Source organism: Synechococcus sp. 63AY4M2 (assembly GCF_002760475.1).
Lineage (GTDB): Bacteria > Cyanobacteriota > Cyanobacteriia > Thermostichales > Thermostichaceae > Thermostichus.
In genome coordinates this window covers 753711-767165 of sequence record NZ_AXUX01000001.1, presented here as the reverse complement: position 1 = coordinate 767165, position 13455 = coordinate 753711, and the positions used below count along the sequence as shown (strand labels likewise).

Genomic DNA, 13455 nt, shown 5'->3' with positions numbered 1-13455 from the left:
GACCCACCGGGATTCTGCTGGATCCCTGCAGCCTCAGCTAGGGTGTCAACTGGATTGATCGGATACGGGATCCCCATCTGGATCCTTCCGTCTGCTTGCCATAGTAGGATCAGCACCTACGTACCCTACCTTGCACGGGCCGCCGGCTTAAGCGGTCAGGGTTCTTCTGACTTGGAACGCTCTCCATGCCGCCCATTACCAAGATCCTGATTGCCAACCGAGGCGAGATCGCCCTGCGCATCATCCGCACCTGTCAGGAAATGGGGATCCGCACCGTGGCTGTCTACTCCACTGCGGATCAGAACTCTCTACATGTCCAACTGGCGGACGAAGCAGTCTGTGTGGGGGAAGCCCCAGTGGCCAAAAGTTATCTCAACATCCCCAACATCATCTCGGCAGCCCTCACCCGCGGGGCCACTGCCATTCATCCGGGCTATGGGTTCTTGGCGGAAAATGCCAAATTTGCCGAGATGTGTGCCGACCACAACTTGATCTTCATCGGCCCCTCGCCAGAGGCGATGCGCAAAATGGCCGACAAAGCCACGGCCCGCGAGACCATGCAGGCGGTGGGCGTGCCGACCGTGCCCGGCAGCCGCGGGCTGATCACCTCTGACGAGGAAGCGGTGAGGCTGGCGGAGAAAATCGGCTATCCCGTGATCATCAAAGCCACCGCCGGCGGCGGGGGGCGGGGCATGCGGGTGGCCAGAGATGCCCAAGAATTGCTGAAGATGATGCGCACCGCCCAGGGGGAAGCCCAGGCGGCCTTTGGCGATGGGGGCATCTATCTGGAGAAATACATCGAGCGCCCCCGCCATGTGGAGTTTCAGATTTTGGCCGACAGCCACGGCAATGTGGTGCACCTCTACGAGCGGGATTGCTCGATTCAGCGGCGCCACCAAAAGCTGCTGGAAGAGGCCCCCAGCCCGGCTCTGACCACGAGCTTGCGCGCCCGCATGGGGGCAGCGGCGGTGAAGGCAGCCAAAGCGGTGAACTACGTGGGGGCGGGCACGGTGGAGTTTCTGCTGGATAAAAACGGCCAGTTCTACTTCATCGAGATGAACACCCGCATCCAGGTGGAGCACCCGGTTACCGAGATGGTGACGGGGCTGGATTTGATTGCCGAGCAAATTCGCATCGCTCAAGGTCAACCCCTGACCTTTCGCCAGAAGGATGTGGAACTGCGGGGCCATGCCATCGAATGCCGCATCAACGCCGAGGATCCCAAGCAGCAGTTTCGCCCTTGCGCTGGCACCATCAGCGCCTATTTGCCTCCTGGAGGGCCGGGGGTGCGCATGGACTCCCACATCTACACCGACTACACCATTCCCCCCTATTACGATTCGCTGTTGGGCAAGCTGATCGTCTGGGGGCCCAACCGGGCAGCCGCCATCCGCCGCATGCAGCGGGCGCTGGGGGAATGCGCCATCACCGGGGTGCCCACCACGATCCCTTTCCACCAGCAGATCCTGCGCCACGAGGCTTTTTTGCGGGGCGAGGTGTACACGGATTTCATCGCCCAACACCTGCTGACTGGCCAGTAGCAATCCCTTCGGAGATTGCCAGAGAGCGTCTTTGAACGGCGCTGGCCAAAAGTTGAGGCTAAAGTTAAAGGTGAGTGGAGGGTTGCTGGTCGTGCCGATGAGGGATCCCCGGCCCGGCTTGGTTCAACAGGCCCATCTCCAGCGTCAGGCGAGCTGCCCCGTGCCCAGCCTGAGCCAGTTGGTGGGGCAATTTTTGCAGGAGCGGCAGCGGGATCTGGCCCCGGCCAGCCGCCGCACCTACCGCATTGCCCTGGAACAGTTTGCCAAAACTTGCCCGGTGCCGCTGCCTCAGGTGCAGCCGTCCCACGTTCAGTCTTTTTTAAACAGCTTGAAGGGGCGTCCATTTCGCAACCGCTCCGGCCAGTGGGTTCATCCGCCCGCCTCTCCCGCCACCTACAACCTCAAGCGGCTGGCGCTGCAGCAGTTTTTTGAGTGGGCCAGCCAACGGGGCTACTTTCCAGATCCCTTGCCCACCCAGGCGATTCGGCCCGCCCGCCTGCCCGCCCGTCTGCCTCGCGACCTGGATCGGCTGTTGTTGCAGCGGGTTCTGCAGCGGGCCCAGAGCCATTCTCTGCGCTATGCGGCCTTGATCCGCCTGCTGCTGGAGTGCGGGCTGCGGGCACAGGAGCTGTTGGACTTGACGGTGCAGGATTTTCAGATCAGCCCTGAGGGATCCCTGTTGGAGGTGCGCTGTGGCAAGGGCAGCAAACCCCGCGCTGTGGCGGTCGGGGATCCCCTCTCCGAGCTGCTGCAACAATATCTGAGCCGAGAACGGGGCCCGTGCGCGCCGACGGATCCCTTGTTTGTCTCCCAATCCCGCTGCCCGGCCTACCGGGGCCGTCCCCTCACCTACGATGGCCTACGTCATATTGTGCTCAAGCTTACCGAGCCCGAGCCGGGCCACCAAACCCCCCACCAGTTTCGCCACAGCTTTGCCACCTTGCTGCTGGATCGCGGCGTTGCCCCCGAACACATCCAACACCTGCTGGGCCATACGACTGCCGCCATGACGATGCGCTACACCCAGCGGGCCAACTTGAGAGCAGCTATTGCCCATTCCCGCGCGATCTTGGATCAGGGCTTGATCTAGGGATCCCCTGTTGCGCCGTGGCCTCTATTACTAGTAGGGAGAGGTTCAGATTGCTAACAGAAAGGGAAGCCGGACATCCAAAGGGCAGCCCCGAAAAAGAAATCAATCAGGTACACCTGGCTAAGGTGCTTGGAATGACCTGAAAACAATCGAATGGGTTATTTCAAGTTACACGCTGGAGAGGAAGGTAGAGCACATGTTCTCTCTCCTTTCCCATAGGCACCTGCGAGCCAAGGCTGGCCTTCTGCTGCTCCAACCAGATGATCAGATGTCTGTTCTCAGGGTAGTATTCCAGAACATACTTAATGAAGTCATCAATTGTACATGGCTTGCTGAAACCTCCCATCCACTGATGAAAGTGGCAATGCACTTCGTCGGCTATGGTAATCAGGTTGGAGAGATTCGCTGCAAGCTTTGGATAGTGCGCTTCAGAGTAGAGATGATGAACCGTTAGGCTACTGGCTGCTTTTCGAGTAACTCTACAAAGATTTTTATCCCTTTTTCTTGCAAGATCTTTTGCCCTTTCTATCTCTCTTTGTCGATCCTGGATTTTCTTGACGATTACCTGAATTTGAGGTTCAATGCGTTCGCTAACATATTGACACCAGTCTTTTCTGTGGTTTTGCTTGAGAACCTCTCCCATAACCTTGGCAAGCTCATAGATACCTCGCAAAGAGAGGTAAACAGTGTCATCATTACCAAAACGTGTGTAATGAACGTCTTTGATTAACTTACTTTGCTTCGATGCAAGCTCAAGCGCCTTCTTAAGGTAGTCAGTTCGAGTTCTAAAGATCATCACAACATCTCGACGAGATAGCCAAAACTGATCTTGTCTTTTGACCAGAGAGGAGCTGTTTTGAAGGATCCTGTAATCTACCAGAGCTTTCTGCTTCTTGCGATGCTCTTCCTTGAACCAATTCCTAATGCTTGTACCTGTAGAGGATTTGCAACCTTGCTCTGATCGAGACCTTAAAAAGGATAAAATGGCATAAGCGCCGGACCGCGTGTATTCCCTTAGCCCAGAACTTTTGTTGATAACACGATAGTCTTTACCTTCCACCAGTTTCCATGCATCATCGGGGATACTGTCAAAGTGAGCTTCAATCTCTCTGAGTTCCTCAAGGCTGATACCCAAGAAGTTGGCGAGCTTGTTTGAGGAAACATAGACTATAGCCATTGCTCAAACTTCTCCGTAAGGCTTTTGTAGAAAAGAGTCAATCGCTGGAAAATTTTGTCATCTCCCGTCGGAGAATCGGGATGGTAAATCTTGCTCAGGCGATAAAAAGCAGCTTTGATGTCTTCATCGGTAGCTCGATCAGGGTCAAGCCCAAAAACCCGCCAAGGCAAGTCGTACTTGAAGATGTTGATCCCATTGATGCAGCCATACCCCTCTTCTCCCTCTTCGTTGGGAAGGATCCCGATGTGCTGACGATAAATGCGCTCCAAATCATCTATGTTGGATAAGTTCAGCTTGCCCATACCACTGGTTGCCAGTCTGAAGCTGGCTGATTTTCTCAGCTCGGCTGCGTTTTTAACGCCAAAGTGGTTGTAAATGGCTTTCTGCAGCTCTTTGACAGACAGCCGGGGCGGTGGCTGTAGCTGCCTGACTACAAACCGGGCAAAATTCTCTAGGAGCTCCTTAGAAATGCCATAAGTATCCGAAAGACGCTGGATTTCTGCGGCAATCGCCACCTGCGGGTCGGGCCCAGCTCCTTCTTTTGAGGTTGTCCTGGTTGTTTTGGTTTTTGTGCTGGTGGCTTTTCTGGGCACGGTTTCTCCTCAAATCACCAATGCCAAGTGCAAACCTGCACAAAACTCACAGGCTGCCTGTGAACTTATCTGCACGATGAAGCAGAGAATTTCAAATTAGTGAAACAATGTTGTCGGTAACCGTAAAACCCTGCATCACATAGGATGCACCCTGGCGATGCCCAGTTGGATAGATTGGTGTGGGGAGCGAATCCGCACGGGGGATCCCCTGGGCAAATTGCGCCCACATCCGGCCGTTAGAGCACCCTTCCTCTGGAGCGCGCTTACTCTAGCTTGTTTTTCGGATACTTGTCAACCCAAGGTCTGGGGCAGCCTTTGTTTTCCTTCAGCTTTTGGGGATCAGCCGCTTGGGACAGGCAGCACGGATGTGGGATTCGCTCAGGTCGGGCATGAGGGCCAGGGCCCGTTGAGCATCGATTTGCGCTTCGCACACCGCCTCCAGCACCTGTTCGGCCAGAAGGGAAAGGGGCATATCGGCGGTTTGCTCAGGATCGGTATCCTCTCTAATTTGTCGAACTCCCACCGGCGGGGGAGGCAACACCAGCGGTGCCGCCTGCGGCGGCAAGGTGGTGGAGGTACCCACCTCCAACTGCGCTTCGGCCAGAGCCACACCGCGCCCTGCCACCCCACCGGGAAAAGGACTCTCCCATCCAATGTCAAACAAGTGCCGACACCCGTGATTCAGACAAAGCTTCCCTCAGCGCCCGCACCTGGGCCACCATGGCCACTTCATCCTGGAGGCGACTGACAGCTCTGCCCACCCCCACTCCTGAAGCACCGGCAGCGATGGCCAAGGGCACCGTCACCGCTGAGAGGCCAGAGGCGCAGATGACCGGCAGCGAGACCACCCGGCTAATCTCATAGGCGGCAGCCAGGGTGGGGGCAGCCTTCTCGATTAGGCCCAGGGATCCGCCGTGACGGGGCTCAGCGCTGGTGCCGCCCTCGGTTTGGATGAGATCGGCCCCCAGATCCTCCAGTTTCTCTGCCAATTCCGCCTGCTGATCCAAAGGCAGCGTATGGGGAACGGTAACCGACAGGAGAGTGCGCGGCAGCAGGGAGCGGGTTTGGCGAGTGAGATCTAGAACTTCCGCAGCGGAGAAGATGCGGCCCGAAGGGTAGAAGCTGTCGTAATTGCCGATCTCGGCCATGTCGGCCCCCGCCTGCACGGCAGCAGCCAATTGCTGCGGGTCCACCGCCGACACGCAGATGGGCAGCTCGATCTGGGCTCGCACCTGCTGCACCAATTCGGGACTGGCGGCGATATCCACCCAAGTGGCTCCTCCCTCCTGGGCGGCGCGGGTGACTTTCAGCACCGACTGCAGGTCGAAGTTTTGCAGGCCGCTGATGATCTTGAGGGCACGGCGCCGGGCAAGGGCGTCGAAAAGGGCAGCTTGAGAGGCTGTGGTCATAGGCTTGTCAGCTTGTGGAAACGGGACACAGGAGGAGTGCAAGCAAATCGGCTGTGGAAACCTTTGCTCAGTCTAGAGGGTTTGCTGCCATCCTACAAGGGATCCATCCCAATCCTTTCGGACTATCGCAAGATTTTTCAATAAAATAGGGATCCCTTCTTGTGCTCTTGCCATGTACCGCTCTCCTTTCCCCTTCCTGGGCCTGCCTGAGCCGGATCCGGAGATGGCCCAAGCCATTCTGTTGCCCATCCCCTACGAGGCCACCACCTCCTACGGCAAAGGCACCGCCAAAGGCCCCCAAGCACTCCTGGAGGCTTCGGCGTACGTGGAGATCTACGACGAGGTGAGAGACTGCCAGCCGGCTTTCCACCCCAACTTTGCCGCAGAGATCTCCCGCTACTGGACGGCGCCGCCAGTGGAGTTCGAGGGGCTGGACACTCATGAGCTGGCCATGGCCGCAATCCAGCGCCGCGCCGCCGAGTGGGTGAGGCCGGGGCGGTTTTTGCTCTCCATCGGCGGGGAGCACTCCATCACTGGCCCCTTGGTTGCCGCCCACCTGCCCCACTACCCAGAGCTGCACGTGCTGCAGATCGATGCCCACTGCGACCTGAGAGACAGCTACGAGGGATCCCGCTATTCCCACGCTTCCGCCATGGCCCGTGTGGTGGAGCAAGTGGGCGGTCGCCTCACCCAGGTGGGGATCCGCTCCATCTGCGCCGAAGACCGCCAGGCCATTCGCAAGCACCGCTTGCACACCTTCTTCGCCCACAGCCTGCACCACAAGCCCGCCCAGGAGTGGATCCCCGAGGTGATCGCCACGCTGGGATCCCAGGTGTACCTGACGGTGGATGTGGACGGGCTGGATCCTGCTGTTGTGCCGGCCACCGGCACCCCCGAACCGGGTGGACTGGGCTGGTGGGAGACGGTGGAACTGATCCGGGCACTGGGGCAGCAGCGGCAAATCATCGGCGCCGATGTGGTGGAGCTGGCGGTCACCGGGGAACGGGAAACCGATCGCCGCAGCGCCTTCACCGTCGCCAAGCTGGCCTATCAGATCCTGGCGGCGGCCTTGGGCTAAGCTCCAGAAGAACTGGGCTATGGCCGGGTTCCCCCTGTTTCCACCTGGCCGCTGGAGCACCGGCTCCAATCTCGAAGCATCCAGACAAAATGAGGACTGGACTCTCTCTGCCGAGATCTTCTGCTAGCTTCCCAGGTGGCCCCAGCCATGTCTCCGCCTTCTTCCAGCTCCCTTGAACCGTCGCCGCCCCCCGTCGACGAAGAGCTCATCCACAGCCGCATTCAGGCCATCCGCGCCCAGATCCCAGAGCATGTGGAAATCATGGCGGTGAGCAAGGGTTACAGCGTCAACCACATCCGCGCCGCCTATCGGGCCGGGATCCGCCATTTTGGGGAGAGTCGAGTGCAAGAGGCAGCCGCCAAACAGGCGCAACTGCAGGATCTGACCGATATTGTCTGGCACTTGATCGGGCACCTGCAGACCAACAAAGTCAAACCGGCCCTCAGACAATTTGCCTGGATTGACAGCGTCGATAGCCTGCGCCTGGCCAAGCTGATCAACCAAAAAGCCTGGGAGCTGCACCTCACCCCCAAGCTCTGTCTGCAGGTGAAATTGGCCCCGGATCCCCATAAATTTGGCTGGCTCATCCCCGATCTGTTGCAAAGCCTGCCGCAACTGAATCAACTGCTGCAGGTGCAAATTGTGGGCCTGATGACCATTTTGCCTTTGGGCTTGAGCTCAGAGGCAGCCCTGGAGCTGTTTCGCAAGCTGGCCGAGCTGGCCGATCACATCCAGCGCAGCGGCTACGAGCATCTGCAGTTGCACACCCTCTCCATGGGCATGTCCGACGATTACCCCCTGGCGGTGGCAGCAGGCTCTAACTTGATCCGGCTGGGGCGCGCTTTGTTTGCCGATGCCGAACGGAAATAGATAGATGGAGTCTCTATGAAGCCGTTAAATTGTGATTAAATTTTGTGTAAAGCCGTCCAACTCCGGAGCTGCCCTGCAAGGCACGCTCAGGGCTGGAGTTCGGCCTGGATCGGGCAAAAACAGGGGAATCCTGCCTAAAATTTCCCTCGCAGGGCAAATTTTAGGTAAGTTTGTAATCATTGGCGTCACCTCTGTTAACACGTGTTCAAGCCGGACGAGGAGCAGAGTTGACTCTGGCCAGAGCAATGGCCGGACAAGTGGGATGACATCTTTACTTCTGCTGGGTAAACTCGACTCGTCGAGTCCATGGGTTTTGTTAACCTGCGTTGGCAGCTTCTTGAGCAAACCCTGTCTCGGCCTTTTGAAAAACTTTAACTAAAAATATGAGGCTGGAGATGCCCTTTGGCTGGAGTGGGCTACTCAAGATCCCATCAGGAGCCTGAATCCTGCGCTTGCCGCAAACCATGACCTGTAGTGAGGATGTGGACGATGAACGTCAATGGAATCTGGAGCAGGGTAAGAGATTTTGTGGGCCTAAATGATCCCGTGGACAGCCTGGAGGAGTACCCTGAGATGGAAGGGCAGGAGGATTACCAACTGCTCTACGAGGGACGCCGTTCTCAACCGGCTCCCGAAGAGCAGGAAGCCAGTGCCCTTCCACGCGGACGCCGACAGCGGGGAGTGGAAGCCGGGGAAGGGTCTGTCGGTCGAGAAGAGGCGCGGGGCCATCGGCGCAGTCAACATCGGGATCGCCTAGGGGGGGGCAGTATGGGGAGCAACGTGATTGGATTACCGGGCGTCAACCCACCCACTAGCGAAGTGGTGGTGCTGGAGCCGCGCAGCTTTGACGAGATGGCACAAGTCATCCAGTACCTGCGGGAGCGCAAGACGGTGATCATGAACTTGACCCTGATGGATCCCGCCGAGGCGCAGCGATCTGTGGATTTTGTTGCCGGCGGCACCTACGCCATCGATGGCCACCAAGAGCGCATTGGCGAAAGCATTTTTTTGTTCACCCCCAGCACGGTGACGGTCTCTACTCCAAGCAGCCAAGGGATGCCGCCGCTGCAGCGCCCTCTGCAAAGCCCCACCCCTCTCTGGCCCAGCGGCTATGAACATTTGCAGGCGGTGGGGCAGCACTAGCCGGCATGGAGCGACCGCTGCTGAGTGTAATCGGGGGTGGAGCCATGGGATCCGCCCTGCTGCGGCGTTGGGTGGCCGCGGGAGTTTATCCTGCAGCTCAGGTGGCTTTGCGGGAGCCCGACCCGGACAAGGCCAATACCCTACAGCAGGAGCTGGGCATTCGGCTGTTGGCGGATCTTGCCCAAGCAGGAGAGTCTGAGATTTTATTTTTGGCCGTCAAGCCCCAGGTTTTCCCGCAGGTGGTGGCAGAGATGGGCCAGCCGTCCGCCACGCAGTTGGTGATCTCGATTATGGCCGGGATCCCATTGCAGCAGTTGCAGCAGGCTTTTCCCCAGCAAAAGGTGGTGCGCACCATGCCCAACACGCCGGCGCTGGTGGGGGCGGGCATAACGGCCATCAGCTACGGGCCGGGGGTGACGCCCGCCCAGGTAGAGCAGGTGGAGAAGCTATTTCGCGCCGTGGGCCAGGTGGTGACGGTGCCGGAGAGCCAGATGGACGCGGTGACGGCCCTTTCGGGGTCGGGGCCAGGGTATTTGGCGGTGATCCTGGAGGCGCTGATCGACGGCGGGGTAGGGGTGGGGTTGCCGCGCTCCATCGCCACTCAGTTGGCGGTGCAGACCTTGGCGGGCACTGCCGCCCTTATGCAGCAAGAGAACCTTCACCCCGCCCTCCTCAAGGATCAGGTTACCAGCCCAGGGGGAACGACCATTGCCGGGATCCAAGCCCTAGAACAGGCGGGGGTGCGGGGGGCCTTGATGCGGGCGGTGCAGGCAGCCTACGAGCGCTCCCGTCAGCTACAGGGATCCTAGCGCCTGCCACAGCGGGCGGGCGATCCAGTTCCATCCCACCTTGAGCTGGTGCTCCAGGGTAGGGAGGCGCACCAGGTAGGCAGCTCGTCGGGCCAAATAGCCCAAGGGGCCGCTTAGGGTGAGGCCAGCGAGGGTGGAGACTACCGCCGCATCCACTCCCAAGCTCAGCATCTCCCCCAGAGAGAAGTAACGGAACGGCAGCAGGGGCCGCTCCTGCGTGAGCAGAGCCCACAGGTTCCAAGCACAATAGCCGGCCTGCTGAAAAGCCGCTTGGGCAGTGGCGGGCACCGGCTGGCCACTGGCATCCAGCACCGCCGCCGCATCTCCCAACGCGAAGATCTCTGGGAAGGTGGGAGTTTGCAGGGTGGGCAAAACCTGCAGCCGTCCCCGCTCAGTTTTGGGCAGATCCAAGTTGGCAATCACCGCTGCCGGTCGGGTTCCGACGGTCCACAGCACGCCATCCACAAGATCCGTGGCCATCTCTTGGGCCGCCAGCCGCTGCAGTTGCAGGCGGAAGGGAGGGGCGCCGTTCTCGCCCAGGGCCTCGATGCCCAAGACCTTGGTTTGCAACTCCACCTGCACCCGCCGTTGGGCCAGCGCCGCCTGGGCCGCCTCCCGGCTGGAGGGGGCAAACCCCGACAAAATCTGGGATCCCAGCTCAATAAGACGGATCCGGCCGCGCGATCCCAGCCGGTCAGCCAATTTGCAGGCTAGCTCTACGCCGCTGGCCCCCGCCCCCACAATAGCCAGGTGGATCGCCTGAGCCGGATCCCGGGCTTCTAGAGTTTGCAGGTGGGCCCGCAGCCGCTGGGCATCGGCCAGGGTGCGGAAGGGAAAGGCCAACTCTGTTGCTCCTGGCACGCCCTGCAGGGGAGTTTCCCCTCCCAGGGCCAGCACCAAGGCGTCGTACTCCAAGGTCTGCCCTTCTGCTAAAAAGACGCGGTGGTCTTGGAGGTCAACCGACTGCACCGCGCCGCGGCGAAACTCTACCCCCTCCGGCAGCAGATCCTGAAAACGGGGGGCCACCTCCCACTCTTCCATCTCACCAGTGAGCAGCTCGTAGAGCAAAGGAGCAAAGACAAAGCGCTCCTGACGATCCACCAGGGTAATCTGGGGCGGCTCCGGCCAAGGTCGGCAGATAAGCTCCAGGGCTGTGTACAGCCCGCCAAAGCCGCCCCCAAGGATGCAAATACGACGCATGTTCAGAAAGCTGAAGGTAACATTAGCTTAACAAGCTGCCCATCTCCTCCTAGAGCTTGCTGGCCAGGGGAGCAGCCTCCTTGGCGCGAAGGGGCAGAAGGCCATCCAAAACGTTAAGGATCCCCCAGACAAGACTAACGCTGGCCACCCAAAACAACCACAGCCCGCCTGCCCACGCTGGCGGCAGATCCAGAGCCACTCCCCCAATGAGCGGCCCAACGGCAAAGCCTGCTGCCCAACAGAGGGAGTTGACCGACAGATACACCCCCCGCAGATGATCCGGGGCCAAATCTGCCACCAGCGCCGAAGCGGAGGGATTGTAGCTCACCAAGGCCAACGAGAGCACTGCCAAGGCCAAGGCCGCCATCCCTATAGCCGGCATCGCTCCCAACTGGGCCGCCAGGCCGCTGAGCCAAACCAAACCAAATCCCAGCCCCCACATCAGTGCGGATCCCCGGAGGGTGCGGACACGCGTCCAGCGATTGAGCCAACGAGCTGCCGGCATCTGCAGCAGGGCAACGAGGGCGCCGTGCAGAGCAAACAACGTGCCAATCTGTACCTCAGGCATCCCAGCCCCCTTGCGCAAGTAAAGGGGCAAGCTGCTGCTGAGTTGGGCAATGTAGGTGGTGAAGAAAATGTTGGCCGCGGCAAACACCAATAGGGGGCGATCCCTCAGGGCGGCTTTCCAGCCTGCGAACTCTGCCGCCGACGGAGCTACCCGAGTTTCCCGAATGCAAAGCCAGAGCAGGGCTAAAAAAATCAAGTACGTGAGGCCGTCGATAATAAACAAGAGGCGGTAGTTCTTCGTCAGAGCCACCAGGGCGCTGGCCATGGCCACGCCGAGGCTCAGGCCCAAGTTATCCCCCAGGCGGTTTAGGGCATAGGCTTCGTTGCGCTGCTCGCGCGGGGTTAGATCCGCTACTATTGCTTCCGCCGGCGGCCAATAGAGGCCCTGCCCAAACCCCGCCACCAGGTTGGCCAAGGCAAAGCTCCAGAAGCCACGGGAAAGGGCAAAGCCGAAGGATCCCAGCGCGGAAATGGCCAGCGAGAGGATCAAGGTGGAGCGGCGGCCCCAAGCTCCGTCTGCCATCGAACCTCCGAGGATGCGGCCAAATACGCCAGTAAAGGCCATCAAGCCCAGGCCCAAACCCACCTGGGTAGCCGTCAGCCCCACCTGATTGACGAAAAAGAGGCTGGCGTAGAACAGGGTAAAGCCGGTTCCGGTTTGGGAGAGCAGCCGACCGATAAAGATTAGCCAAACCTGAAAACTTAGCTTTGGCCACCAGGACGGGATCCGCATAGGGGATGCAACGGGAGATAGGTTAGCTAGCTTACGGGATCCCGGTCGCTGACGCCAGATCCACTTCAGCGGGCGGAAAACTGAGGGGGAGCCAGCGGCTCACCCTCCAAAGATCCGGCGGAAACTGCAATTAACTCCCCAAGTTGAGGTATTCGCTCAACAGCCGCGCCAGCCGGTACACTCGGTAGTCGAGCTGGGCCAAGCTATTTTCCATTGCCTTCATCACCCTTGCACACACCTTTTCCTACGCTTTCCTGCAGCCCTTCCTTGAGCCAACCCCGGCTGTTTCCTTGAGCTAGGAAGCGCAAAGGCAAAGGGGCCAGCCAGCAGGGCTGCTAGCCCCGATTATAGACAAAATTTGACAAAGCTTAAACAAGTATTAAGGAGAAAGTGCCCCTGTCCCGCGCCCCCAGGGATCCCTGGGGCCGCCAGGTTCAGATGGCTGCTAGCTGACGGTCACCGGCGACTCGGCTGCCGCAGCGCGCTCTTCCTCTTCTTCCGGTGGAACAGCCACAAACTCGATGTGGTTGAGCAGCGTCGTCACGAAGGCAAAGAGCAGAAAAGGCAGGGAGATGACCAAGATCAGCGCGATGGTGAGAAAGGCGTAGAGGGGGCTATTCATCAAAGAGAGGGCGGCACCCAGGCCGGCAAAAATCACGATTAGCCAAACGATGATCTGGCCGTAGATATCCCCAAAGGAGAGGGTGCAGGTAAAGCGGTAGCGGGTGTGGGTGTTCATGGCAATTTCTCGGGATAGCCTGGTTGACTCGATCCTGACTAGGAACCAAACCTTAGCCTCATGGGTGGATGAGTACTTGAGATTTTAGACGAGAGAAGGGGAGATGCCTCTCTTTCCTAAGAAATGCCTCAGGAGTCGGTTGAGCAAGCCGGATCCCCCGCCTCTGAGAATGCTATCGTCGAGGTCACAGACTCTTTCGGGTAGGCAGCAGCCATGTGCATTTGTATTCACTGCTACTATGTGGATCGTTGCACCACCTATCACGCTGTGGAAGCGCAGCACCAGCAGCCCCACCTCACCCTGACGCCAGATTTTGAGCCGCAAGGACCCCAGATCAACGTCAACATCCGCAACGGCGGCACCGAGATGGAGTGGGATGTGGTGGCCTGCCAGAGCTTTCGCGAGGAGCGGAACAAGTGGGCTCGGCTTCGCCCCCAGGAGGTCGTTCCCACTTAAAACTTAAAATCCTAGGAGTGGCCTAGATCGCCGAAAAAGGGTTCTCCGCG

At 59.3% G+C, this 13455-nt stretch carries 14 protein-coding genes; 7 read left to right on the top strand and 7 right to left on the bottom strand.

Annotation, left to right across the window (positions count from 1 at the left end):
* Positions 1-185: 185 nt before the first annotated feature.
* Positions 186-1541 carry an acetyl-CoA carboxylase biotin carboxylase subunit gene (gene accC, locus SYN63AY4M2_RS03395; RefSeq protein WP_011429740.1) on the top strand — a complete coding sequence of 452 codons (1356 nt, stop codon included), beginning with the start codon at positions 186-188 and terminating at the stop codon, positions 1539-1541.
* Between the two features lie 97 nt (positions 1542-1638).
* Positions 1639-2631, top strand: coding sequence for a site-specific integrase (locus SYN63AY4M2_RS03390; RefSeq protein ID WP_099812332.1), 993 nt, complete (start codon positions 1639-1641; stop codon positions 2629-2631).
* Between the two features lie 163 nt (positions 2632-2794).
* Here the strand turns inward: SYN63AY4M2_RS03390 and SYN63AY4M2_RS03385 are convergent, their stop codons facing one another.
* From SYN63AY4M2_RS03385 to SYN63AY4M2_RS03370, 4 genes are all read right to left on the bottom strand, one after another.
* Positions 2795-3808 (bottom strand): hypothetical protein, encoded by a 1014-nt coding sequence (locus tag SYN63AY4M2_RS03385; protein ID WP_011429743.1) that lies wholly within the window; start codon positions 3806-3808, stop codon positions 2795-2797.
* A complete protein-coding gene (locus SYN63AY4M2_RS03380) occupies positions 3799-4401 on the bottom strand; it encodes a J domain-containing protein (protein WP_011429744.1) in 603 nt (200 codons plus the stop codon). Before SYN63AY4M2_RS03380 ends, SYN63AY4M2_RS03385 begins: the two co-directional genes overlap by 10 nt.
* A gap of 325 nt (positions 4402-4726) precedes the next feature.
* Positions 4727-5026 carry a hypothetical protein gene (locus SYN63AY4M2_RS03375; protein WP_143597299.1) on the bottom strand — a complete coding sequence of 100 codons (300 nt, stop codon included), beginning with the start codon at positions 5024-5026 and terminating at the stop codon, positions 4727-4729.
* Positions 5027-5057: 31 nt separating this feature from the next.
* Positions 5058-5810 carry a DUF561 domain-containing protein gene (locus SYN63AY4M2_RS03370; RefSeq protein ID WP_011429746.1) on the bottom strand — a complete coding sequence of 251 codons (753 nt, stop codon included), beginning with the start codon at positions 5808-5810 and terminating at the stop codon, positions 5058-5060.
* Positions 5811-5982: 172 nt separating this feature from the next.
* Here SYN63AY4M2_RS03370 and speB point away from each other — a divergent pair, with 172 nt between their 5' ends.
* The 4 genes from speB (at position 5983) to proC (ending at position 9710) form a co-directional block, all read left to right on the top strand.
* Positions 5983-6888, top strand: a complete 906-nt coding sequence (gene speB / locus SYN63AY4M2_RS03365; protein WP_011429747.1) for an agmatinase — start codon at positions 5983-5985, stop codon at positions 6886-6888.
* Between the two features lie 147 nt (positions 6889-7035).
* Positions 7036-7758, top strand: coding sequence for a YggS family pyridoxal phosphate-dependent enzyme (locus SYN63AY4M2_RS03360; protein ID WP_206336810.1), 723 nt, complete (start codon positions 7036-7038; stop codon positions 7756-7758).
* Between the two features lie 573 nt (positions 7759-8331).
* Positions 8332-8901, top strand: a complete 570-nt coding sequence (locus SYN63AY4M2_RS03355) for a cell division protein SepF (protein WP_099884564.1) — start codon at positions 8332-8334, stop codon at positions 8899-8901.
* Between the two features lie 5 nt (positions 8902-8906).
* Entirely contained in the window at positions 8907-9710 is an 804-nt protein-coding gene (proC, locus tag SYN63AY4M2_RS03350; protein WP_011429750.1) for a pyrroline-5-carboxylate reductase, read from the top strand.
* On the opposite strand, the gene SYN63AY4M2_RS03345 is transcribed toward proC, so the two are convergent.
* From SYN63AY4M2_RS03345 to SYN63AY4M2_RS03335, 3 genes are all read right to left on the bottom strand, one after another.
* The gene (locus tag SYN63AY4M2_RS03345; RefSeq protein ID WP_011429751.1) at positions 9696-10910 is read right to left on the bottom strand and encodes an NAD(P)/FAD-dependent oxidoreductase; all 1215 of its coding nucleotides are present in this window, start codon (positions 10908-10910) and stop codon (positions 9696-9698) included. The two genes, proC and SYN63AY4M2_RS03345, sit on opposite strands and share 15 nt — an antisense overlap.
* Before the next feature lie 49 nt (positions 10911-10959).
* Entirely contained in the window at positions 10960-12210 is a 1251-nt protein-coding gene (locus SYN63AY4M2_RS03340; protein ID WP_099887210.1) for an MFS transporter, read from the bottom strand.
* 445 nt (positions 12211-12655) lie between these two features.
* The gene (locus SYN63AY4M2_RS03335; protein WP_011429755.1) at positions 12656-12949 is read right to left on the bottom strand and encodes a hypothetical protein; all 294 of its coding nucleotides are present in this window, start codon (positions 12947-12949) and stop codon (positions 12656-12658) included.
* Positions 12950-13162: 213 nt separating this feature from the next.
* Between SYN63AY4M2_RS03335 and SYN63AY4M2_RS03330 the strand changes: the two genes are divergently transcribed.
* Positions 13163-13405, top strand: coding sequence for a Ycf34 family protein (locus tag SYN63AY4M2_RS03330; RefSeq protein ID WP_011429756.1), 243 nt, complete (start codon positions 13163-13165; stop codon positions 13403-13405).
* The last annotated feature ends 50 nt before the right edge of the window (positions 13406-13455 follow it).

Excerpts from the sequence above, each read along its gene's own strand:
- SYN63AY4M2_RS03355 (WP_099884564.1), top strand. The coding sequence starts at position 8,332 with ATGGAAGGGCAGGAGGATTACCAACTGCTCTACGAGGGACGCCGTTCT.
- SYN63AY4M2_RS03330 (WP_011429756.1), top strand. The coding sequence starts at position 13,163 with ATGTGCATTTGTATTCACTGCTACTATGTGGATCGTTGCACCACCTAT.
- SYN63AY4M2_RS03345 (WP_011429751.1), bottom strand. The coding sequence starts at position 10,910 with ATGCGTCGTATTTGCATCCTTGGGGGCGGCTTTGGCGGGCTGTACACA.
- SYN63AY4M2_RS03370 (WP_011429746.1), bottom strand. The coding sequence starts at position 5,810 with ATGACCACAGCCTCTCAAGCTGCCCTTTTCGACGCCCTTGCCCGGCGC.
- SYN63AY4M2_RS03360 (WP_206336810.1), top strand. The coding sequence starts at position 7,036 with ATGTCTCCGCCTTCTTCCAGCTCCCTTGAACCGTCGCCGCCCCCCGTC.
- accC (WP_011429740.1), top strand. The coding sequence starts at position 186 with ATGCCGCCCATTACCAAGATCCTGATTGCCAACCGAGGCGAGATCGCC.
- SYN63AY4M2_RS03385 (WP_011429743.1), bottom strand. The coding sequence starts at position 3,808 with ATGGCTATAGTCTATGTTTCCTCAAACAAGCTCGCCAACTTCTTGGGT.
- SYN63AY4M2_RS03390 (WP_099812332.1), top strand. The coding sequence starts at position 1,639 with ATGAGGGATCCCCGGCCCGGCTTGGTTCAACAGGCCCATCTCCAGCGT.
- proC (WP_011429750.1), top strand. The coding sequence starts at position 8,907 with ATGGAGCGACCGCTGCTGAGTGTAATCGGGGGTGGAGCCATGGGATCC.
- SYN63AY4M2_RS03340 (WP_099887210.1), bottom strand. The coding sequence starts at position 12,210 with ATGCGGATCCCGTCCTGGTGGCCAAAGCTAAGTTTTCAGGTTTGGCTA.
- SYN63AY4M2_RS03335 (WP_011429755.1), bottom strand. The coding sequence starts at position 12,949 with ATGAACACCCACACCCGCTACCGCTTTACCTGCACCCTCTCCTTTGGG.
- speB (WP_011429747.1), top strand. The coding sequence starts at position 5,983 with ATGTACCGCTCTCCTTTCCCCTTCCTGGGCCTGCCTGAGCCGGATCCG.